The sequence below is a fragment of the Sphingomonas carotinifaciens genome, from assembly GCF_009789535.1.
Taxonomy (GTDB): Bacteria; Pseudomonadota; Alphaproteobacteria; order Sphingomonadales; family Sphingomonadaceae; genus Sphingomonas; species Sphingomonas carotinifaciens.
Genome location: NZ_WSUT01000005.1, coordinates 1852469 through 1873202, shown reverse-complemented (window position 1 = coordinate 1873202; position 20734 = coordinate 1852469). Strand labels below are relative to the sequence as shown.

Below are 20734 nucleotides of genomic sequence, written 5' to 3'. Positions count from 1 at the left end.
GGCAGTGGGAAGGGTGAGGGGCAGCCCAACAGTGCAACACTGCCTGCGACCATAGTCCCCCTTGCCCCCGACCCCACACCCCGCCAATCTCCGCCCCAAACAGCGGAGAGGCCAGCATGATTTCCCGACGCACGCTCATCGCCGCCACCGCCGCGCTGCCGCTGGCCACCCGCGCGACTGCCCAGGCCCGCCCCCAAACCCCCTGGCCGCCTGCGGAACACGTCAAGCTCTGGCCCGGCCCACCCCCCGGCGCCCCCAACCCTCTCCCCCGCTATGCCCCCGAAATGAGCGGCAATCCCGCCGACCCCGAACTCTGGCTGCGCGGCGTCGTCGAACCCGTCATCGGCGTCTTCCGTCCCGAGCGTCCGGACGGCCGCGCGGTGCTGTCGATCCCCGGCGGCGGCTACGGCTTTGTTTCGATCGAAAACGAAGGCATCGACGTCGCCCGCGCGCTCAACCCGCAAGGCATCACCGTCTTCGCCCTTGCCTATCGCCTGCCCGGCGAGGGCTGGGCGAACCGCGCAGACGTACCGCTTCAGGATGCGCAGCGCGCCATGCGCCTGATCCGCGCCAATGCCGCCCGCTACGCCATCGACCCCACCCGCCTCGCCGCACTCGGCTTCTCGGCGGGCGGCCATCTTGCCGCCGCGCTTACCGTCGGTCACGCCGACCGCATCTATGCCCCCATCGACGCCGCCGACCGGCAATCCGCCCGCCCCGATGCCACCGGCCTTGTCTACCCCGTCACCCGCATGTCCGACCCGCGCACCCGCGGCCGCTCGACCGACAACCTGCTCGGCCCCACCCCGGCCCCCGAAACCGTGACGCGCTACGACACCCCGCCCCGCGTCCGCGCCGACACCCCGCCCCTCTTCATCGCCCACGCCATGGACGACCCCGCCGCCCGCGTAGAGGAATCCTTCGCGATCCTCGCCGCGGCCCGCGCCGCAAACGTACCCGTGGAGGCCCACCTGTTCGAACGCGGCGGCCACGGCTTCGGTGCGCGCCGCGCGGCCGAAGGGACGCCGCCACGCGAATGGCCGCACCTGTTCGACCTGTGGCTGCGCCAGCGCTTCAACCGAACAGCCGCGTAAGGCTCCGCTCCAGCATCAAAAACTGCCACAGCGTCCGGCCATGCTCCGCGCGGCCGGTGCGGTGGTCGTCGGCAAGGCGCGCAATCTCGGGCAGCGCGAACCACCCCGTCTCGCGCAGCAGCGACGAGGTGGCGAGCCCCGCCGCCTCCTCGGCCAGCGCCCCGCGGAACCAGTCGCTGATCGGCGTCACGAACCCCATTTTGGGCCGGTACAGAATATCCCGGGGCAGATACCGCTCCAGGCTGCGCTTCATCAGCCATTTGCCGCATCCGCGCTGCAACCGCATGGCCGGCGGCAGGCTGGCGGCGAACTGCACCAGCCGGTGGTCGAGCAGCGGCTCGCGCGCCTCCAGCCCCACCGCCATCGAGGTGCGGTCGGTCTTGGTCAGGATGTCGCCGGGCAGCCAAATCTTCAGGTCGGCATATTGCACCCGGTCCAGCGCCCCTTGCGCCGGGGCATTCTCCATCGCCGCGACGTAACGATCCTCGGCCCGGTGTCCGCCCAGCGCCGCCCGCGCTTCCTGCGTGAACAGCCGCGCGCGCAGGGCCGACGTCGTCACGCCGACGCTCGCCGCATAGCCTTCCGCGCTCTCGGCCGCGAGCGCCAGCAGCGTCGTCTTGGCCCTCAGCGGCCGCGGCGCCCAGTCGGCCTTCGGATAGAGATTGCCCAGCGTTCCGAACACCGATCGCCGGAACCCCGCCGGCAACAGGCCGCGCACCCGGTCCTCCGCCGCCTGGAACGCATGGCGGCGATACCCGGCCATCGCCTCGTCCGCGCCGTCGCCCGACAGCGCCACGGTCACATGTTCCCTTGCCAGCGCACAGACCTGATAGGTCGCCAGGGCCGAGGCATCGGCGAACGGTTCGTCGAAATGATGGACCAGCGTGTCGATCAGCCCGAAATCGTCGCTGCGCACCACCCGCGTCGCATGCGCGGTGGCAAATCGGCGCGCGACCATTTCAGCATAGGCGCGCTCGTCATAGCCCGCTTCCTCGAACCCGATCGTGCAGGTGCGCACCGCACGCGGGCTCGCCTCCGCCATCAGCGCGACCACGGCCGAGCTGTCCACCCCGCCCGACAGGAACGCGCCCAGCGGCACGTCCGCCACCATCCGGCTGGTCACGCCCGCGCGCATCAGGTCGAGTAGTTCCTCGCCCAGCGCCGCCGCCGATCCACTGGCGCGCCGGGAGAAATCCACGTCCCACCATTGCCGCGGCCGGGGAATACCCCGCCCGCGCTCAACCAGCAGGTAATGCCCGGCCGGCAACTTGCGCACGCCCGCGATCAGGCAGGCATCGTCGGGCACATAGCCCAGCGCCAGATAATCCTCGACCGCGGTCAGGTCGGGTTGCCGGCGCAGCAGGGGATGCGCCAGCAACCCCTTCAGTTCGGAGGCGAAGGCGATCGACCCGTCGGACAGTTCGGCCCAGTGCAGCGGCTTCACGCCCAGCCGGTCGCGCGCCAGGAACAGGGCACCCGCCAGCATGTCGTGGATGGCGAAGGCGAACATCCCGTCCAGCCGGTCGAGCATCGCCGGCCCCCAGTAGCGCCATCCCTGAAGCAGCACCTCGGTGTCGCCCTCCGTGCGGAAATGCGCGCCCATCCCGCGCAATTCGGCCCGCAGCGCCTGGAAATTATAGATCTCGCCGTTGAAGGTCACCGCGATCTCGCCGTCGATCATCGGCTGTGGCGATCCCGCCAGATCGATGATCGATAGTCGGCGATGGCCCAGCCCGACGCCGGGGGCGGTCCATACCCCGTCGCCGTCCGGCCCGCGGTGCGCCTGCGCCGCGATCATCGCGCGCACCCGCGGCGGATCGACCGGCTTGGGCGTGCCCGGATGGAAGATCCCTGCGATTCCGCACATCTCAGCGCGCCGCCGTCAGCCGGTCCGCGAACCGGCCCATGCCGCCGGTCGCCGCGACGAAGTCGGCGATCGCGGCGGGGTCGCGCCCCTCGGTCGACAGGTGGATCGCCGTCGCCGGTCGATCCTCCCCCAGCAGGCGGGCTTTCATCGTCACCATCTTCACCCGTCTTTCGTCCGCCGTCGTCTCGCCACCGACCCGGTACCATGTCGCCACGATCCGCTCCACCGGTCCCGGTGCCATGATCCGCATGGCCGATCCGCCCGCGATCGGCGCCATGTCCGCCACCCGCACCCAGCGGTCGTCCTCGCGCAGCACGCCGGTGCCGAACGCCGCCAGTTTCTTGGTTCCATGCTGCTCGGCGAACACCGCCACGCCGACATCCACCGGCCGTCCGCGCGCATCGACATAGCGGCCGAACAGATAATGGTCCGCCGCCGGATACCAGGGCTGCCAGGCCGAACCCAGCGGCGCGCGGTGCCATCCCGGCACATCGGGCAGCACCATCTGCGCGGGCAGCGTCGCCGCCCGCCCGCCCGTCATCGCCGCCCAGCTCGGGAAAACCGCCGCGGTGGCGATCACCAGCGCCCCGCCCGGGATCAGGCCGATGCGCCGGCGCGGCACGCCCGACAGTGAAGCGGGGTTGAAGGCGGGGTCATCGGGCGCCCGGTCGAACCATCGCCACCCGATCGCCAGCACCGCCGCCATCACCGCGGCGAAGAACAGCCATCCGAACACGATATGGTCGAACCCCGCCGCCGCCTCGATCCCGAACAGCTGCGCACCATAGATCGTCCCCCACGCCCGCACCCCGTTCGCGAGCACCGGCACCACCAGGCACGCCGCCAGAAACGTCGCACGCCGCGTCCAGCGCCGAAAACACAGGTTCGCCACCAGTACCCCGAACGCCAGCATCGCCAGCACGAACTTCGACCCCGAACACGCCTCCGCCACCTCGAACCGATACGCCCCCGCCTGGATCAGCACCCCGTCGACCGCCGCCCGCACCCCCGCCAGATGCAGCAGCGGCATGACGATCGCCACCGTCACGCGTTGCAGCGGCGGCTCCAGTTCCTGCCCGAACGGCACGGCGAACAGCGCATAGGCCAGCGGGAACAGCACGCCCCGCGCCACCATCGGCCCCAGCAGCGTCACCACCGCGCCCTGGCACATCAGCACCAGCCCAAGCTGCCGCGCGAACGTCACCGTCCCCGCCTCGCCCATCAGCCAGCCCACCCCGCCCAGCGCCACCAGCGCCAGCCCCGGCCACCACGCCTGCGGGCGCAGTTCCGCCAGTTGCGCCCGCCGCTGCCACACCAGCCACCCGACCACCGGCAGGATGAACAGGCAATGCCCATAGGTCGTGTTCGTCCACCACAGACCGACCAACTGCACCACATCGCGCCAGAACAGCGCCACCAGCGCCAGCCAGACCGCCGCCAGCACCAGCAGATGCCAGCGCCACCGGCGGCTCACGCCTCCAGCCCCATCAGCGCGTCCAGCGGGGCCAGCCGCGCCCCCCAGTCATAGCGGCTCAGCACCTGGGCACGCGCGTCCGGCCGATCCGCGGGTCCGTCCAGCGCCGCGATCACCGCCGCCGCGAACGCCTCCGGGCTATCGGCCACCGCGATCGTGCCGCCATGGTCGATGCCCTCGGCCGCCGCCTGTGTCGCCACCACCGGGCGCGCCATCGCCATCGCCTCCAGCACCTTGTTCTGGATACCGCGCGCCAACCTGAGCGGCGCCACGCACACCCGCGCCGCCGCCAGCCATCCGCGCACGTCGGGCACCGTCCCCGTCACCACCACCCCGTCCCGCGCACCCAGCCGCGTCACCGCCGCCACCGGCGCCCGCCCGACGATCACAAACACTGCCGCCGGCCGGCTCTGCCGGACGATCGGCAGGACATGGTCGGCAAACCACGTCACCGCCTCGATATTCGGGCGGTAATCCATCTGTCCCGTGAGCAGGATCGTCTCCGCCCCCGCCGCCACCGGGTGACACGTGGCCGGGTCATAGGTCGCCGCATCGATCCCGTTCTCGACCGCGACGATCCGTCCACGACCACCGCCTGCGCGGAACAGCGCCGCCTCCGCCTCGCTGACGAACAGGGTCGCCGCGGCGCGCGCCGAAACCGATCGCTCATGCGCCGCCAGCAGTCTGGCCTCGCGCGCATAGATCCAGGCCATGGGGCCGCGCGCGCCCTCGGCCAGTTGCGCGAACTTGGCGGAATCGACATCCACCATGTCCATCGTCATCGGCACGTCCGCCGGGGCATAGGGCGCCATCTGCCCCGAAAACACATAGGTCGCGGCGATCGGGTGGGCGCGCACCACGTCCGCGACGGCCGCCGTCATCCGGCGATCGGCAAAGGCGGTCAGCGACAGGGGCCGCCCGCTCACCAGCGCCTCCAGCCCCGCGCGCGGGCTCGATTTGGTGCGCGGCACGATGCGGCAACTCGCCAGCCGCGCCGCCAGCGCGGGCGGCACCACCCGGTCCGCCGGATCGTCGGCAAAGGCGCACAAATGCACCCGCGCCCGCGCCGCCAAGTGCGACAGGATATGGAAGCTGCGGATCTTGTCCCCGCGGTCGGGCGGAAACGGCGCCCGGTGCGCCAGGAACAGCAGATCCTTCACCGCCTCAGCCGAGCCCCCTGGAAATCCAGGGTCCGGCACGATTGGCCAGCCATAATGGCAGGCGCTTCCACGTCGCCACCATCAGGGCATATTTGGGGTTCAGCGGGTTCACCGCGCGCGCCTCGCCCTCGTGCCGGCTGGCATAGCGCAGCGGCTGGCCGTCGAACCCCCAATTCTTCTTGAACGCGGCGGCCCCCGTGCCCGTCTTCGACCGACCGAAGTCGAACCGCGTACATCCGCGTTCGCGCGCATGACGCATCAGGGCGAAATACATGGCGTCGTTGGCGCGCAGGCCCCGCGCCGCCTGCGTACCCCCGCCCCAATAAGGGTACACCGTTCCGCCGAAATACAGATTCAGCACGCTTGCCACCGCCCGGCCCTCATGCCGCACGGTCAGTATGTCGGCATCCAGTTCGTCCAGTACGGCCGCGAACAGCGCACGCGGGAATACCGGCGTCCCCAGATTGCGCACCGACTCGCCGTAAACGCGTGCATGCGCCGCCCGGTCGCGCGCCCCGCTACCGGTTTCGATGTGCAGGTCCAGCGCCAATGCCTTGCGCAACTCCGCACGCTGCTTGCGCGGCACCGCCTTCAGTTCCGCCTCGTCATCCGCCGCCAGCGGCCGGACGAAACCCAGATAGCTGCTGTCGTTCACCGCCCAGCCCTCGGGCGCCGGCCCGCCGCGCAACTCGACACTGCCCATCCCCCCGGCCCGCGCCATATCCCAGGCCGCCGCCGCCAGCGCGTCCACACCTTCGCCCAGCACGCCGCCATCCACGCCGAACCCGGCGGATACCAATGCCTTACCGAACAGGGGCGATCGCATCGCGGTCAGCGGCAGCACCCCCACCGGCACGCCGCCGCGCTCCGCCACCAGATAGCGTGCCTTCTGCCCCGTGCCCCGCTCCACCGCGCGCGACCAGCCGGTCAGGTGAAAGGGCGTGGCGCCCGGCGCCTGCTGCACGAACGCATCGATGCGCGCGGCCTCACCGGCCACACGCAGGTCCGCCACGCGGATCTCGGTCATGACAGCGCCCGTGCCTCCTGCGCCACCACCGCGTCCATCCGGCCCCAGTCGTGCCGCCTCGCCAGTCGGCGCAGCTTGCCCGCCATCGCGCCCAGCCGCGAATAATGCCGCACCCGCGATTTCAACGGCGCGTTCGCCACGCGCGGCTGGTCGGGATCGATCTCCCATGGGTGGAAGTAGAACACCGCACCATGCGCCTCGGCGTTCACCTGTCGCACCGCAAAGTCCATCAACTGCCCCGGCAACAGGCGGAAAAAGCCGCCCCCCGTTGCCCATCGCCGCCCGGCGATCTCGGCCACCGTCACCGGCACCTCGATCAGCGCGCTGTCGCCGAGCGGGCGATAGGCGTAGCGCGGCGCCTCGCGCCAGCCATAATGGTCGTGCGCCAGCGGTGCGACGCTGGAGGAATAGGCATAGCCTGCCTCGGCCAGCACCTGATGCGCCCATGGAGTGCGCGCATCGATCGAAAAGCTCGGCGCGCGGTAGCCCGTCACCGGCAGCCCCGACGCATCCTCGATCGCGGCCCGTGCCCGCGCCAGATCGGCGCGGAACGCCCCTGCGTCCATGGTGAAGACGCGGGCATGATCCCAGCCATGGCTCGCCATCTCGTGCCCGGCATCGACGATGCGGCGGATCAGGCGTGGGTGGCGGTGTGCCACCCATCCCAGCGTGAAAAAGGTCGCGCGCGTTCCCGTCTCGGCGAACAGGTCCAGCACCGCACCGGTATTGGCCTCGACGCGGGCGTCCAGCCGGTCCCAGTCCGCCTTGTCGATCACCCGCTCGAACGCGCCGACCTGGAACCATTCCTCCACGTCGACCGACATGCCGTTCAGGGGCTTAGGCGGCATGGTCCCACGCGCTCGGTCGGTGCAGGGGCGACAGGTCGGGCTGTTCGCGATCGGATTCCACCCAGTCGACCAGCAGCGTCAGGATACGGCGCAGCGCCGCCTCCTGCTGCTCGACGCGCGTCTCCAGCGCCGCCACCCGCGCGCGCAATCCCTCGTCGGGGGCCGGAGCGGGCGACGGAGTGACGGGCACCGGTACCTCGTCGGCAACGAAGCGCACCGGTTCCGGAGCCACGGCCTCGGTCGGCATCGGCAGGTCCGCCGCCATGTCCTCCGCCACCGTCTCCACCACCCCGGCATCGATCAGCGTCAGGTCGAGCACCGCCGCCTGCAGCATCACCCGCCCGGCCAGCAGGTTCAACCGCCGCGGCACGCCGCCCGACACGCGGTACAGCGCCGCGAACGCGTCGTCGGCGAAGTCCGGCCGCCCCTGCCACCCCACGATCGACAGGCGATGCGCGATGTAATCGGCGACCTCATGTTCCTCCATCGGGTCGAGATGGTGGATCGCGATGATCCGCTGGCGCAGTTGCTCCAGCCGCTCCGACCCGTGCAGCCGCTCGCGAAACTCGGGCTGGCCGAGCAGCACGATCTGGAGCAGCGCATGCCCGCCCGCCTGGAAGTTGGAGAGCATGCGCAGCTCCTCCAGCGCATCCACCGGCAACCCTTGCGCTTCGTCCACGATCAGCAGCGTCCGCCGCCCGGTCCGCGCGACGCCGTGCAGTCCCCGCTCGATCGCGGTCAGCAATTGCGCCTTTTCCAGCCCGGCGGGGTCGACGTTCAGCTGCGTCGCGATGGTGCGCAGCAGGTCGCGCGCGTCGATCGCGGTCGACACGATGGTCACCGCATGCAGCCGGCGCGGATCGATCGTCTCCAGCAGGTGACCGACCAGCGTCGTCTTGCCCGCGCCGATATCGCCGGTGATGACGATGAAGCCCTCGCCCTGCGCCAGCCCATATCCCAGATAGGACATCGCCTTGCGGTGGGTCGCCGTCTCGTACCAGAAGCGCGCGTCGGGCGTCAGCTGGAACGGCCGTCCGGTTAGCCCGTAATGCGTGTCGTACATATCCTGCCTTTCCGGCCGATCAAAAATAGTAACGGGCGGCGATGAGCGCCTGTGCGGACAAGGCGCTGTCGAGGTCGCCCACCTGGAAGTGGTACAGCCCGACGCTGGCCGTGGTGCCCAGCCGTCCGAAATTGCGGTAATAGCTGGCGGTCGCCCCCACCGAGACGACATCGTCCGCCCCCGCAAGCTCGCTGCTGTAATGATTGATGAAGGCGTTCAGGTCCACGCCCGACACCGCGTTCAACTGGCGTGCATAGAAGAGCTGCCCGTACCAGCTTTCGTCCTCCAGCCCGTACAGCACCACGCCCCCCGGCACGTTCGGCGAAAAGAGCCGCCGGTTGGCATAGCCGGCACCCGCGCCCCAGGTCGCCAGTCCCCGCTGCACCGTGACGATCCCGTCCACCCCGCGCGCGCGGTAGCTGGCCGTCTGCACCGACTGGAACACGTCGTTCAGGCATCCGCCCGGCGTCGCCCCGCTGGTCGAGAAGACGCAGCCATTCACCCCCTGGCCGAACACGTCGCGCGCACCGATGAAGCTGGTCGGCAGGCTGGCCAGCCCGGTGCGAAGCTGCCGTCCGAAGGTCTGCACCCCGTCATACACCACGACCGCCACACCCATGCTGCGCGACGCCTGATAGCGCAGCGACCCCGTGTAGCTGATCGATCCGAACCGCTCGCCCACCCGCGCCTCCAGCGCGGTGCGGCGGTTGGGCCGCCACATCACGCCGACATCGTAATAGACGCCGTCCGTCCGGTACGCGATCCGCCGCGGCGAGGCGGGATCGGTGACGAAGCGGCCATCCCCGTCCAGCACCGGCGCCCCGTCCGCACCGCGCAAGGCGTCGCGCTGGCTCGTCTCGATCCGCTCGTAACCGACCCCGCCGACCAGGGCGACATAAGGGGAGACCGGCCACAGCACGTCGCCGCGCCCGTACCAGCCCTCGTACCGGCCGGACAATTGCCCCGCCGTTTCGCGCTCATAGGCGCCGCTGGCCGTGAAGCCCGGCGTCGCGACCATGCCCGGCGCCACGCCGATGCTGGCGGTCGCGATGTGGTTCCAGCTGTCGTCGAAATAATCCAGCCGCGGCAGCGTGGGCGAAATGCCGCCGATCGACGGCACCTCCACCTTGGTATAACCCAGCCGGTAATTGGCGTTCACCGTCGCGACGCCCAGTTGGCCGGTATAGCTCGGCCCGACATAGGCCGAATAAAGCTGGCTGGTGTTGCCGACATTGCCGACCAGCACGCCCGGCGCATCGCCGCGAATGTCCGATCGCACCCGCGTCGCCAGCGCCCCGCCCTCCAGGCTCAGCCCGCGGGTCAGCGACACGATCCCGCGCGCCAGCCCGGCATGCACGTCGCTGTCCGCCAGATCGTTGCCCCAGCCGATCCGCCGCTCGTAGCGATAGCTGGCCTGCCCCTGCGCGCGCGCGGTGGCGATCGACGCATCCACCCCGGCGGCCAGCGTGGTATAGGTCAGCACATCGCCGGAGCGCAGGTCGGCCGCCAGCACCTGCCCCAGTTCGATATAGGGCTGCACCACCGTGCGACCCGATGCCGGCGCCCCGTTCGCGGTCCCGTCCGCGACCTGTGCCTGCGACGGCACCGATGGGCCGGCGATGTCGCCGCCCGTCTGCGCCGCCGCGGGCACCGCCAGGACGATGCCGGCAAGGGCCGCCACCGCCTTCACCGTGCGCCCTCCTGCCCGTAATAGCTGCCGAACCGCTGGCTGCCGGACACGAACGCCACCGAGTTCAGCACGAGCTGGATATGCTCGCACCCGTCGAGCAGGTTCACCGCTGCGGCGAGTTCGTTTTCCGGCGTCCGGTCCGCCCGCACGATCAGCATCACCTGCCCGACCAGCATCGCCAGCACCGAGGCGGGCGACGCCGCCAGCGCCGGCGGCGAATCGAAGATGATCAGGCGGCGGGGATTGGCCTCCAGCAGCCGGGCCAGCACCGCGCGGGTCCGTGCCGATCCCAGCAATTCGGTGTCGCTCGCCGTCTTGGTGCCCGCCGACAATACCGACAGGTGCGGCACGTCGGTGCGCACCACCAGCGTCTCGACGTCGATCCGCGCATCGTCCAGCGCATCCAGCAGCCCCGGTCCCTCGGGCAGCCCCAACCGCGCCAGCACGTCGGGCTTGGCGAAATCGGCATCGACCAGCAACACCTCGGTATCGCGTTCCGCCGCCACCGACAGCGCCAGGTTGATCGCGCAGAACGTCTTGCCGTCGCGCGGCCGCGACGAACAGACCAGCACGCTGCGCGCCTTGTCCGTCTCGCCCGCAGCCAGCAACCGTTCGCGCGTCACGAACAATTGCCGCTTCACCAGCCGGAATTCCTCCGCCAGCGGCCCCACCGGCGCGCCGGGCACGATCATGCCGTTTTCCGCCAGCATCGCCCGGTCGATCGTCGCGACATCGGTAAAGCCCGGCGCATATTCGCTCGCCAGGAACGCGCTATCCGCCGCACTCGCCCGAAACTCCTCGGGAATGTTCAGCAGCACCGGCCCGTCATTACCGGGCGTCGCCGGCATCGCGACCGGCGCCTCGGGCTCCCGTTCCGGCGGCACGGCCACCGCCGCCGGCGGCGTTGCACGAACATGCGCTGAAAAGTCGTATACCTCCGCCGCACGTTCCAGCAGCGAGGATGATCGGCGCGGTCTGGGATTGCTCATCTGGGTCCTCACGCCGCCATTCCGCGCTGCAATACCTCAACGCCCAGCAGCAGCACATAGGCCACCCCCAGCGCCGCCGTCCCGCCGAGGAACAGTTTCAGCCGCTTTGCCCGCGCCTCGGCCTGGGCGCGGGTCACCACCTCGCCGATCGCACCGATCACCGGCATGCCCGTCGCCCGCTCCAGCGCGCCGACCGTGGTGAACGTCCCCCTCAGCTTCGCCAGCGCGAACGCCGCGGCGACGCCTGCGCCCAACCCGGCGACGAAAACGCCGCTCAGCAACAGCATGCGGTTCGGCGCCACCGGCTTGGAGGCCAGCGTCGGCGGATCGATCAGGCTGAAGCGCACGGCATCGGTCTGCGTCTGCGCCTGCCCGCGCAGCGCGATCTGTTCGCGCTGGCGCAGCAACTGGTTATACTGGTCCTGCAGCACCTGGTAATCGCGCTCGATCTGGCCCTGCTCGGCCGCGACCTCCGGATCGCCGGCCAGCTTGGCGTTCAACTGGTCCAGGTCGCCCTGCAACTGCGCCTTTCGCATCCGGAGTGCCGCGACCTGCGCCTGCTTGTCCGCCGCCAGCGATTGCAGCGACAGGTAGAGCGGATTGGCCGTCGCACCGCCCGCCGTGCCCGCCGGCTCGGCCCGCGCCGCCGCGGTCGCCGCGCCCAGCTGGCTCTTCAGCGCCACCACATCGGGGTGATTGTCGGTATAGCCGCGTGCCCGCGCATCGGCCAGCTGCCCCTGGATCGCCGCCAGCCGCGCGCGCGCCGGGCCGCCCGTGGTGCCCCCCGGCCCCGCCACGGTCTGTGCGGTGGACGCCATCTGCCCCTGCACCGCCGCCAGCCCGGACTGCGCCGCGGCCAGATCGCCGTCCACCTGCGCCATCTGCGCGCGCGACGCACCGATCCGGTCGCTCACCGATCCGGTACCCGGCAGGCCGCCCAGATACCGGTTCTGGAAGTCGGCGCGCTTGGCCTCCGCATCCGCCAGTTGCCGCTGGCGCTGCGCCAGTTGCTTGTCCAGAAACGCCAGACTCTGGCTCGTCGCGCTGCGATCGCCCGCCAGATTGGTTTCGACGAAAATGTCGATCAGCTTCTGCGTCACGTCGCGCGCCAGCTTGGGGCTGCTCATCGTCGTGGTGATCTGGAACAGATTGTCCTGCTGGCTGTCGATCTTGATCGACTGCGCCAGCGACGACACCCGGTCGGCCACGTCGCGGTCGTTCGCCACCGTGTTCGCCAGATCGGTGCCGCGCACCACCTTCTGCAGGTTCACCGCCGAGATCAGCGTCTGGCGCACCTGGTCCACCGTCTGCTGCGCCGCCTGCGGCGCCCCGTTCAGGTCCGCGGGCAGGATCGACTGCATGTCGACCAGCACGCGGGCGCGCGATTCGTACCGGCTCGGTATCTGCGCCACGAACAGCCAGCCGAGCACGCACACGGCCCAGGCGACCGCCAGCGCGACCCAGCGCCGCGTCCACACCGCGTGCAGCGCCAGCCTTACCTCGTCCAGGATGCCGTTCATGCGCGCATCCTCAGAACATCGACTCAGGGATGATGATCACGTCGCCCGGCTCCAGCCGGACATTGGCGGAGGAATTGCCGCGCTTCAGCAGGTCGGCGATCTTCAGCGCATATTCCTTCTGCTTGCCCGTCGCCCGGTCGTACCGCACCAGCTTGGCCTTGTTGCCCGCGGCATATTGGCTGAGGCCGCCGACCGCGATCATCGCATCGAGCAGCGTCATGTTCGCGCGGTAGGGCAGCGATGCCGGCTTTTCGGTGGCGCCGACGATGCGCACCTGCTGGCTGAACGTGCCGGAGAAATTCTCCACGATCACCGAAACGATCGGCTTGGAGATATATTCGGACAGGGCCTTGGTCATGTCGTCGGCCAGCATCGCCGGCGTCTTGCCGACGGCGGGCATGTCGTTGACCAGCGGCGTCGTGATCCGGCCGTCGGGGCGCACCTGCACCTTGGCGGTCAGTTCGGGATTGCGCCACACGAAGATGTTCAACTGGTCCAGCGGACCGATCACATATTCCTCGCCCGGCTGCTCCTTGCTCGCCACATAGGACGCCGCGGGCAACTGCGCCGCCGGCGTCGTCGTCGTGGCGCACCCGGTCAGGGCCGTGGCAGCGATGCCGGCGAGCAGGCAGGAACGGACAAATGGGCCGGGCATCGGAACATCACTCCTCAAGACGCCATGTCCGGCGCCATCGTCTTCACCCTCCGCTATGCTGTGCCAGAGGTGAACATAGCGTTAGAGGCGGATGGAAAGTCGCAAAACGGCGGCACCGTCACCGCGCCAGCCGCTCCGCCGCCGCCGGATGGCCCAGAAACGCCGCCGGACTCGCGCTCGCGCCATACGCCCCCGCCAGAAAGATCGCGATCACGTCCCCCGCCGCGGCGGCGGGCAACGCCACCCGGTCGCCCAGCCGGTCCAGCGGCGTGCACAGCGGCCCGACCACCGATACCGTCTCGTGCCATTCCGCGCCCATCGCATGCGCCACCGCCAGCGGATAGTTGCGCCGCACCACCGTGCCGAAATTGCCGCTCGCGGCCAGTTGATGGTTCAACCCGCCCGACAGGATCAGGAAGGTCTCGCCCCCGCTCTCCTTGCGATCGATCACCCGCGCCAGATACACGCCCGCCTCCGCGACCAGCCAGCGGCCCAGTTCGATCGCGAACCGGCTGTCGGCCAGCACCGCGGCACGCCCCGACAGGGCATCGGTCAGCGCCGCGCCGACCTTTTCCACCTCCAGCGCCGTGTCGCCCGCGAAATAGGGCACGCCGAACCCGCCCCCCAGATTGACCAGCGGCGGCGCATGGCCTGCCTCGTCCGCCAGCCGCGCCGCCAGATCCAGCGTCGCGGCATGCGTGTCGATGATCGCCTGCGCGTCCAGCGCCTGGCTGCCCGCATAGATGTGGAACCCGCGCCAGTCCGCGTCCGCCGCCACCAGCCGTCGCACCAGCACGGGCACCCGCACCGCGTCGATCCCGAATGGCGAGGGGCGCCCGCCCATCCGCATGCCTGATCCGCGCAACTCCACATCCGGGTTCACCCTGACCGCCAGCCGCGGCACCCGGCCAAGGCGTGCCGCGATGGTCAGCGCCCGCTCCGCCTCCCCTTCCGATTCCACGTTTAGCGCGATCCCGGCGGCGATCGCCGCTGCCAGTTCGCCGTCGCGCTTGCCCGGCCCGGCAAAACTGACCGGCAGGCCAAGCCCTGCGACCTTGTCCAGTTCTCCCGCGGATGCGACGTCGAAACCGTCGACCATGCCGGCCATCGCTGCCAGCAGCGGCGGGAACGGATTGGCCTTGATCGCATAATGCAGGTCGATGCCCGCAAAGCTCGCCCGGAACCGCGCCACCCGCGCCGCGACGATGGCGGGGTCATAGACGAATACCGGCGCATCCCCCTCGATCCAGTCCGCCGCCGCGCGCCCGCCGATCGCCAGCGCACCCTGCTGCCCGGCGAACTCCGGCGGGATCGGTCCCATCGGCTTCATGCGCGCAACCCCGCCCGGTCCAGCTTGCCATTGGCGTTGCGCGGCAGGGCTTCTCGCCAGTCATAGCTGCGTGGTTGCATGAAACTTGGCAAATCGCGCTTCAACCGCGCGCGCAAGCCCGCCTCCTGCGCCGGATCGCCGGCCAGTACGACATGGATCGCCTGGCCCAGCCTGTCGTCCGTCAAGCCCATCGCCACCGCTTCGCGCGCCTCGCCACCCGCCAATACCGCCTCCTCGATCTCCTGCGGACTGATCCGGTTCCCGGCCGACTTGATCATCTCATCGTCCCGCCCGACGAAGCGCAACAACCCGTCCTCCCCCTCCACCACCGTGTCGCCCGACCACACCGCCATGCCCCCCGACACGGCAAATTCCGGCGCCGGGCGAAAGCGTTGCGCGCTACGCTCCTCGTCCTGCCAATAGCCTCCCGCGACGAGCGGCCCGGCATGGACCAGTTCCCCCTGCTCGCCGGGGACCGCACGCGTGCCGTCGGCCCGCACCACCATCACCTCGGCAAAGGGAATGGCCCGGCCGATCGCGTCGGGATGCGCGTCGAGCAGCGCTGGATCGAGATAGGTGGAGCGGAACGCCTCGGTCAGCCCGTACATCGCGTACAGGTCGGCACCGGGAAAGCGCGCCCGCAGATCGCGCACCAGGCGCGGCGTCAGTGCGCCGCCGGAATTGGTCAGTCGCCGCAGCGATGCCGCGACCTCCGCCGGCCATTCCGCCTCCAGCACCTGCACCCACAGGGGCGGCACCCCGGCCAGCGTCGTCGCACCGACCCGCGCCACCGCCTTCACCACGTCGCGCGCGGTCAGATAGTCCAGCGGCGCCACGCTTGCGCCCGCGATCCAGCTCGAAAACAACTGGTTCTGCCCGTAATCGAAACTCAGCGGCAACACGCCCAGCACCCGGTCGTCGGGCGCCAGCTTCAGGTAATGCGCGACCGACACCGCCCCCAGCCACAGATTGGCATGGCTCAGCATCACCCCCTTGGGCCGCCCGGTCGATCCGCTCGTATACAGGATCGCCGCCAGCGCACCGGTATCGGCGTCGGAGCGGCCGAGCGGCGGGCCGTCCAGCGCATCCTCGGCAACGATCGGCGTCGCCACATCCTCAAGGCCCGCCGCCCGCGCATCCTGCGTCACCAGCATCCGCGCACCGCTGTCGTTCAGGATATGCTCCACCTGTGCCCGGCGCAGCGCCGGATTGATCGGCACGTGCACCAGCCCGGCGCGCGGCACCGCCAGCGGCAGGATGCAGGCCATCCGCGTCTTGGGCAGCCAGCTCGCCACCCGGTCCCCTTGCGAAAAGCCCTGCGCCGCCAGCCATCCGGCCGCCCGCGCGACCGCATCCTCCAGCGTGGCATAGTCCATCACCCCCGCCCGCTCGATCAGCGCAGGCGCACCGGGCGCGCCGGCCAGAACATGGTCGATGGGTCGGGGGGTGGCATCCAGTGCGATCATGACACCGCCGCTATGCGCCAAGCCGTTGCCGAATTCACCCCCGCGCATTAACGGGCGGGCTGAACCATAGCGAGGCCACAAGCCGTGATCCCCGAAGGCCGCCACGAAATCGAACATACCGTCCGCGCCGTCCTGGCCGACGTGCTGGGACTGACGCCGGAGCGCGTTGCCGGCTTCACCGCCGACACGCCGCTGTTCGGCGCGCTGCCCGAACTGGACTCGATGGCGGTCGCCGGCGTGCTGACCGAGCTTGAGGACCGGTTGGGCGTCCTGATCGAGGATGACGAGGTGGACGGCGAGATGCTGGAAAGCTTCGGCAGCCTCGTCGCGTTCGCCGCCGGCAAGGCGCTCGTTTGATCGATCGCTACACCTGGTCGGGGGGGACCGAGGCGATGCTGCGCTTCGGCCCTCCGACCGGTGTGGTGGTCATCGCCATCCTTCCGCTTCTCGAAGAAGCGAATCGCACCCGCGGCCTTGCCGTCACGATCTTGCGACATCTGGCGGATCGCGGCATCGCCGGGGCGCTGCCCGATCTGCCCGGCACCGGCGAAAGCCCGCTTCCTACCGATGCGCTGTGCCTGCCCGACCTGCGCACCGCACTCGCTACCGCCGTCCGCTCCCTGAACCGCCCCGCCGTCACGCTCGCCATCCGCAGCGCCGCGCTTCTCGATGCCGACGCGCCGATGGTCGCGCGCTGGCTTCTGGCGCCGCAGGGGGGCGACGATCTGCTGCGCGCATGGCGGCGACTGTCGACGGGCGAGATGGTGGCGGGAAATGCCGTCGCACCCGCACTGCTCGCCGCGCTGCCCGGCACCGACCCCGTCGCCAGCGACGTACCGACCCGCGTCGTGCGCCTGGACACCGATCCCCGCCCCGCGGACATGAAGCTGCCCGGCGCTCCCCCCTGGCACCGTTCGGAACCGGACACGGACCTGACGCTCGGCACGGCGCTGGCGGACGATATCGCGACATGGGTCCGGCGATGCGCCGCCTGATCGCGTTCGCGTGCGAGGGGGCGTCCCTGCTCGGCACGCTGGACGAGGCGACGGGCAGCACCGGCATCCTGATCGTCTCCGGCGGCAACGAACCTCGCATGGGCGCACACCGCGGCATGACGATGCTCGCGATCCGGCTCGCCGCACAGGGCCACCCCGTCTTCCGCTACGACCGGCGCGGCATCGGTGATTCGGACGGGGCGAACGGCGGCTGGCAATCCGCCGCGCCCGATCTCGCCGCCGCCGCCGCTATATTCCGTGCCGCAGCGCCGCAGGTCACGCGGCTGATCGGCTTCGGCAATTGCGATGCCGCCACCACCCTGGCGCTCTATGGTCGCGCCGCCGGGATCGACCGCGTCGTTCTGGCGAATCCCTGGCTGGGCAAGGACGATGACGCACTTCCCCCCGCTGCCGCTATCCGCCGGCATTATGCGCAACGCCTGTTCGCGCCCGCGACATGGTGGCGCCTCGCCCGCGGCGACATCGACCGGACCCGCCTGCGCGCCGGTCTGGTGAAGCTGTGGCGCTCGCCCACCCCACCCCTTTCGGACCGCGTGATGCGTGCCATCGCCGGCTGGGGGACGGACGCCTCCATCCTGCTTGCCGAGGGCGACGCCACCGCCATCGGCTTCCAGGCCGCCGCCCGCCGCCACCGTTTCGCCACCGGCTACGTGGCCACCGCCTCCCACAGTTTCGCCGGCCACCGCCAAGCGGTGGACGCGGCGATCCTGGCAGCCCTTGATTAGAAGGTCGTGCTGACGCCCAGCGTGAAGATGCGACCCAGGCGATACCGGTTGATGTCCACCTGCGCGCCGTTTTCGAAGGTCTGGAATTCGCGGTAACCGGTGCCCGTCAGGTTCCGTGCCTCGAACTTCACCTCGAACTGACCACCCAACAGATCAACGCCCTGCCGCGCCACCACGTCCAGACGGATGCCCGGACGCTCGATCAGATCCGGCAGGCGCAGGCCGCCGCCGCCCGACACCGGCCCGCGATTGGTCACGCGGTTGCTGGCATAGTTGAACAGCACGGTCAGCTGCGACAGGCTCTCCTTGTCCTCCAGCCCGAGTTGCAGGTTCACCAGATGGTCCGACTGGCCGACCAGCGAGGCACCGTCCTGGAACAGGATGTTGGCCGGGCGCAGCACCGGGTTGACGCCGGTCTGCAGCGGGCTGGCGATCAACTGGTCCGTCGCGTCGATCGACGATTTGGTAAAGGTGTAGTTGGCGATCGCGACCAGGCGGCGTGTCGCCAGGAAGCCGATGTCCAACCCGTCGAGCGGGATATATTTCTGCAACTCGACCTCGCCACCGTACAGCTTGGCACGCGGGGCATTGGCGAAACCGGTCTGGAGCACGTCCGCGCCGCCGGGGAAGAACGCCACTGCCTCGATCGGATCGTCGATCCGCTTGTAGAAGCCGGAGGCGCTGAACCGCTGGTCGCGCGCGAAATACCATTCGTAGCGCAACTCGCCGTTGTAAAGCTGCGAGTCCTTCAGGAAGGCATTGCCGAAGAACAGGCGATCGCTCTCGAAATCCTGGTAAAGCTGCGGTGCCAGTTCGCGGAATTGCGGCCGGGCCAGCGTTTTGGACATGTGCCCGCGAAGCTGCATGTCCTCGGCGAAATTCCAGGTAATCGTCACCGCCGGCAACCAGTAGTCATTCTGGATACGCGTCGGCGCGGCGTTGCCCGAGGGCATCACCTGCTCGTCGCCATTCTCGTAGCGCACGCCGACCGTGGCACGCAGCCCGTCGGTGATCTCGCCCTCCACCTGCGCATAGGCGCCGTGGACGCGCAGGCTCGCGTCATACGCGGCCGCTCCCTGCCCGGTCGACGTATTGCGCAGATAGATGCCCGCATTCTGGATGGTGAAGTCGGACAGCAGGTAATCGGGACGCAACTGCGCGATGGTGTCGGACACCGGTCCGTTGTTCGGCCCCGAATATTGGAAGGTGTAGCGGCTGGAGCTACGTGCCGTGTCGTTATAGGCATAACCGACCGACACCGCGAACGGCCGGTCGAACGGCACGTTCCAGGTCAGGTTCGCCTGACCCGACCACAGGCGCTCGTCCAGTTCGCTGAACGCGATGGCGGCGGACTGCAACCCGCTCAGATTGTTCGTATAGTCGCCGATCGCCTCGTTATACTGATAGGTGAAGCCGCGCTCATACGGGCTGTTGCGCTTGGTCTTGGCATAGGCGCCGCGTGCATCGAACGAGATGTCGTCGAACTTGAACTCGCCCACCAGCTGCGTGTCGCGCAGCTCGCGCTCGAACCAGCTCGTATTCTGGTTGATGAACGGGTCGATCCCGCCCGGCAGCGTACCGATATTGGCGGTCGTCCCGCGCGACAGGCGCCCCTGCTTCAGCGTGTCGTGGATGTAGAGGTTGGTCAGCCGGATCTTGTGCGCGCCGAACTCGGCACCCATGCCCAGCATGCCGTTCACGATCGCACGGTGATCGGTCAGCACGGTGCGGAAATCGCGCAGCAGGCCGCCGTCGATGTCGTCGGATAGCTGCTGGCGCGAATCGCGGGTCCGCCAGCTGTTCGACAGCCCGGCCGCCGCGATCACGCCCAGCCGGACATTGCCGATATCGGTGGAGCTGCCAAAGCTCGCCTCATAGGAGAAATTGGCCGGCAACTGGTTGTTCTGCTGGAGCAGCGTCGTCTGCGCGTTGTTCAGGCCGATGATCTCGGACGATCCGGGCGACGTGCCCGCGATGCCAGCGCGCTTGATGAAGCCCGGCGTGGTGCGCGTGCCGTCGTCGAACCCGGTCCAGTCCGCATCGCCGCCGGCATAGGTATAGCCCAGCTCGCTGGTCGTCACCGTGTCCGCGCCCAGCGATCCGCCGATCTGGAAGAAGGTCTTGTCCGGCACCGCCTTGGTGGTCAGGTTGATGACGCCGCCGCCGAATTCGGCCGGGTAGTTCACCGAATAGCTTTTCTGCACCAGCGCAGAGGCGATGACGTTGGTCGGGAAGATGTCGAGCGGCACCACACGGCGCAGCGGCTCGGGGCTGGGCAGCGGCGATCCGTTGAGCAGCGACGAGGAGTAACGATCGCCCAGGCCGCGGACATAGACGAAGCCGTTGCCGACCACCGACAGGCCGGTCACGCGGCTGAGCGCACCGGCGATGTCGCCCTCGCCCGTCCGCTGGATGTCGGCGGTGGACAGGACGTTCAGCACCTCCGGCGTGGCGCGCACGACGTTGGGGATGTTGCGACCGACCACGACGATCTCGTCCGTGTTCGCCGCCCCGCCCGGGGTCGAGACGTCGACCTGTTCCTGCTGCTGCTCGGCGGCCGCTTGCGGGTCCTGCTGCGCCGGCGTGCCGGCCTGCGGCGACACCACCTGACCGGCCGGAGCCCCGCCGCCCGCGGGCGCCGCAGTGCCGGTCTGCGCGACGGCGGCGGCCGGAAGCAGGATAGTGCTCGCCAGCAGGGTGGAAAGGTAGGATGACGTCATGATGGCCCCGAGCCTTGAAGTAATGGCTCGTGGGCGACCCCCGCCGCCCCGAGCCTTGAATGGGTTCGCGGGCGGCTCCGGCCGCCCGCG

At 69.8% G+C, this 20734-nt stretch carries 17 protein-coding genes; 4 read left to right on the top strand and 13 right to left on the bottom strand.

The genetic code is table 11. The annotated features are described in order from the left end of the window. Nucleotides 1-116 precede the first annotated feature (116 nt). Complete coding sequence (locus GQR91_RS10940) at nucleotides 117-1094, top strand: alpha/beta hydrolase (RefSeq protein ID WP_149681731.1); 978 nt, start codon at nucleotides 117-119, stop codon at nucleotides 1092-1094. Here the strand turns inward: GQR91_RS10940 and GQR91_RS10935 are convergent. The 12 genes from GQR91_RS10935 to GQR91_RS10880 all read right to left on the bottom strand — a co-directional run bounded on the left by GQR91_RS10935 (nucleotide 1075) and on the right by GQR91_RS10880 (nucleotide 16183). After that, nucleotides 1075-2961 carry an XrtA/PEP-CTERM system amidotransferase gene (locus GQR91_RS10935; RefSeq protein ID WP_149681732.1) on the bottom strand — a complete coding sequence of 629 codons (1887 nt, stop codon included), beginning with the start codon at nucleotides 2959-2961 and terminating at the stop codon, nucleotides 1075-1077. The two genes, GQR91_RS10940 and GQR91_RS10935, sit on opposite strands and share 20 nt — an antisense overlap. Nucleotide 2962: 1 nt before the next feature. Continuing rightward, the gene (gene xrtA, locus GQR91_RS10930) at nucleotides 2963-4435 is read right to left on the bottom strand and encodes an exosortase A (protein WP_174236600.1); all 1473 of its coding nucleotides are present in this window, start codon (nucleotides 4433-4435) and stop codon (nucleotides 2963-2965) included. Further along, nucleotides 4432-5595 (bottom strand): TIGR03087 family PEP-CTERM/XrtA system glycosyltransferase, encoded by a 1164-nt coding sequence (locus tag GQR91_RS10925; RefSeq protein WP_149681733.1) that lies wholly within the window; start codon nucleotides 5593-5595, stop codon nucleotides 4432-4434. The genes xrtA and GQR91_RS10925 overlap by 4 nt, the downstream gene beginning before the upstream one ends. A 4-nt stretch (nucleotides 5596-5599) precedes the next feature. Beyond that, the gene (locus GQR91_RS10920; RefSeq protein WP_149681734.1) at nucleotides 5600-6622 is read right to left on the bottom strand and encodes a FemAB family XrtA/PEP-CTERM system-associated protein; all 1023 of its coding nucleotides are present in this window, start codon (nucleotides 6620-6622) and stop codon (nucleotides 5600-5602) included. After that, the gene (locus GQR91_RS10915; RefSeq protein WP_149681735.1) at nucleotides 6619-7470 is read right to left on the bottom strand and encodes an XrtA system polysaccharide deacetylase; all 852 of its coding nucleotides are present in this window, start codon (nucleotides 7468-7470) and stop codon (nucleotides 6619-6621) included. Before GQR91_RS10915 ends, GQR91_RS10920 begins: the two co-directional genes overlap by 4 nt. After that, nucleotides 7460-8533: an ExeA family protein gene (locus GQR91_RS10910; protein WP_149681736.1), complete on the bottom strand. Its 1074-nt coding sequence runs from the start codon at nucleotides 8531-8533 to the stop codon at nucleotides 7460-7462. Before GQR91_RS10910 ends, GQR91_RS10915 begins: the two co-directional genes overlap by 11 nt. A gap of 19 nt (nucleotides 8534-8552) precedes the next feature. Continuing rightward, a complete protein-coding gene (locus GQR91_RS10905) occupies nucleotides 8553-10223 on the bottom strand; it encodes a hypothetical protein (RefSeq protein ID WP_149681737.1) in 1671 nt (556 codons plus the stop codon). After that, nucleotides 10220-11212 (bottom strand): P-loop NTPase family protein, encoded by a 993-nt coding sequence (locus GQR91_RS10900; RefSeq protein WP_149681738.1) that lies wholly within the window; start codon nucleotides 11210-11212, stop codon nucleotides 10220-10222. Before GQR91_RS10900 ends, GQR91_RS10905 begins: the two co-directional genes overlap by 4 nt. An 8-nt stretch (nucleotides 11213-11220) precedes the next feature. Then, nucleotides 11221-12732 (bottom strand): XrtA system polysaccharide chain length determinant, encoded by a 1512-nt coding sequence (locus GQR91_RS10895; protein WP_149681739.1) that lies wholly within the window; start codon nucleotides 12730-12732, stop codon nucleotides 11221-11223. 10 nt (nucleotides 12733-12742) lie between these two features. Continuing rightward, nucleotides 12743-13387 carry an XrtA/PEP-CTERM system exopolysaccharide export protein gene (locus GQR91_RS10890; RefSeq protein ID WP_149681740.1) on the bottom strand — a complete coding sequence of 215 codons (645 nt, stop codon included), beginning with the start codon at nucleotides 13385-13387 and terminating at the stop codon, nucleotides 12743-12745. 118 nt (nucleotides 13388-13505) lie between these two features. Continuing rightward, on the bottom strand, nucleotides 13506-14717 hold the full coding sequence (locus GQR91_RS10885) for a pyridoxal-dependent decarboxylase, exosortase A system-associated (protein ID WP_149681741.1): 1212 nt from the start codon (nucleotides 14715-14717) through the stop codon (nucleotides 13506-13508). Continuing rightward, nucleotides 14714-16183: an AMP-binding protein gene (locus GQR91_RS10880; RefSeq protein ID WP_174236601.1), complete on the bottom strand. Its 1470-nt coding sequence runs from the start codon at nucleotides 16181-16183 to the stop codon at nucleotides 14714-14716. The genes GQR91_RS10885 and GQR91_RS10880 overlap by 4 nt, the downstream gene beginning before the upstream one ends. Before the next feature lie 84 nt (nucleotides 16184-16267). Here GQR91_RS10880 and GQR91_RS10875 point away from each other — a divergent pair, with 84 nt between their 5' ends. From GQR91_RS10875 to GQR91_RS10865, 3 genes are read left to right on the top strand one after another with little or no spacing between them, the layout of a single operon-like run. Next, complete coding sequence (locus GQR91_RS10875; protein WP_112382575.1) at nucleotides 16268-16540, top strand: acyl carrier protein; 273 nt, start codon at nucleotides 16268-16270, stop codon at nucleotides 16538-16540. Next, nucleotides 16537-17178, top strand: a complete 642-nt coding sequence (locus tag GQR91_RS10870) for a hypothetical protein (RefSeq protein WP_174236602.1) — start codon at nucleotides 16537-16539, stop codon at nucleotides 17176-17178. Before GQR91_RS10875 ends, GQR91_RS10870 begins: the two co-directional genes overlap by 4 nt. Next, on the top strand, nucleotides 17166-17924 hold the full coding sequence (locus GQR91_RS10865) for a hydrolase 1, exosortase A system-associated (RefSeq protein WP_149681742.1): 759 nt from the start codon (nucleotides 17166-17168) through the stop codon (nucleotides 17922-17924). The genes GQR91_RS10870 and GQR91_RS10865 overlap by 13 nt, the downstream gene beginning before the upstream one ends. Here the strand turns inward: GQR91_RS10865 and GQR91_RS10860 are convergent. Next, complete coding sequence (locus tag GQR91_RS10860; protein WP_112382576.1) at nucleotides 17921-20644, bottom strand: TonB-dependent receptor domain-containing protein; 2724 nt, start codon at nucleotides 20642-20644, stop codon at nucleotides 17921-17923. The two genes, GQR91_RS10865 and GQR91_RS10860, sit on opposite strands and share 4 nt — an antisense overlap. Between the last annotated feature and the right edge of the window lie 90 nt (nucleotides 20645-20734).

Excerpts from the sequence above, each read along its gene's own strand:
- GQR91_RS10880 (WP_174236601.1), bottom strand. The coding sequence starts at position 16,183 with ATGATCGCACTGGATGCCACCCCCCGACCCATCGACCATGTTCTGGCC.
- GQR91_RS10915 (WP_149681735.1), bottom strand. The coding sequence starts at position 7,470 with ATGCCGCCTAAGCCCCTGAACGGCATGTCGGTCGACGTGGAGGAATGG.
- GQR91_RS10940 (WP_149681731.1), top strand. The coding sequence starts at position 117 with ATGATTTCCCGACGCACGCTCATCGCCGCCACCGCCGCGCTGCCGCTG.
- GQR91_RS10900 (WP_149681738.1), bottom strand. The coding sequence starts at position 11,212 with ATGAGCAATCCCAGACCGCGCCGATCATCCTCGCTGCTGGAACGTGCG.
- GQR91_RS10865 (WP_149681742.1), top strand. The coding sequence starts at position 17,166 with ATGCGCCGCCTGATCGCGTTCGCGTGCGAGGGGGCGTCCCTGCTCGGC.
- GQR91_RS10860 (WP_112382576.1), bottom strand. The coding sequence starts at position 20,644 with ATGACGTCATCCTACCTTTCCACCCTGCTGGCGAGCACTATCCTGCTT.
- GQR91_RS10885 (WP_149681741.1), bottom strand. The coding sequence starts at position 14,717 with ATGAAGCCGATGGGACCGATCCCGCCGGAGTTCGCCGGGCAGCAGGGT.
- GQR91_RS10935 (WP_149681732.1), bottom strand. The coding sequence starts at position 2,961 with ATGTGCGGAATCGCAGGGATCTTCCATCCGGGCACGCCCAAGCCGGTC.
- GQR91_RS10890 (WP_149681740.1), bottom strand. The coding sequence starts at position 13,387 with ATGCCCGGCCCATTTGTCCGTTCCTGCCTGCTCGCCGGCATCGCTGCC.
- GQR91_RS10895 (WP_149681739.1), bottom strand. The coding sequence starts at position 12,732 with ATGAACGGCATCCTGGACGAGGTAAGGCTGGCGCTGCACGCGGTGTGG.
- GQR91_RS10910 (WP_149681736.1), bottom strand. The coding sequence starts at position 8,533 with ATGTACGACACGCATTACGGGCTAACCGGACGGCCGTTCCAGCTGACG.
- GQR91_RS10920 (WP_149681734.1), bottom strand. The coding sequence starts at position 6,622 with ATGACCGAGATCCGCGTGGCGGACCTGCGTGTGGCCGGTGAGGCCGCG.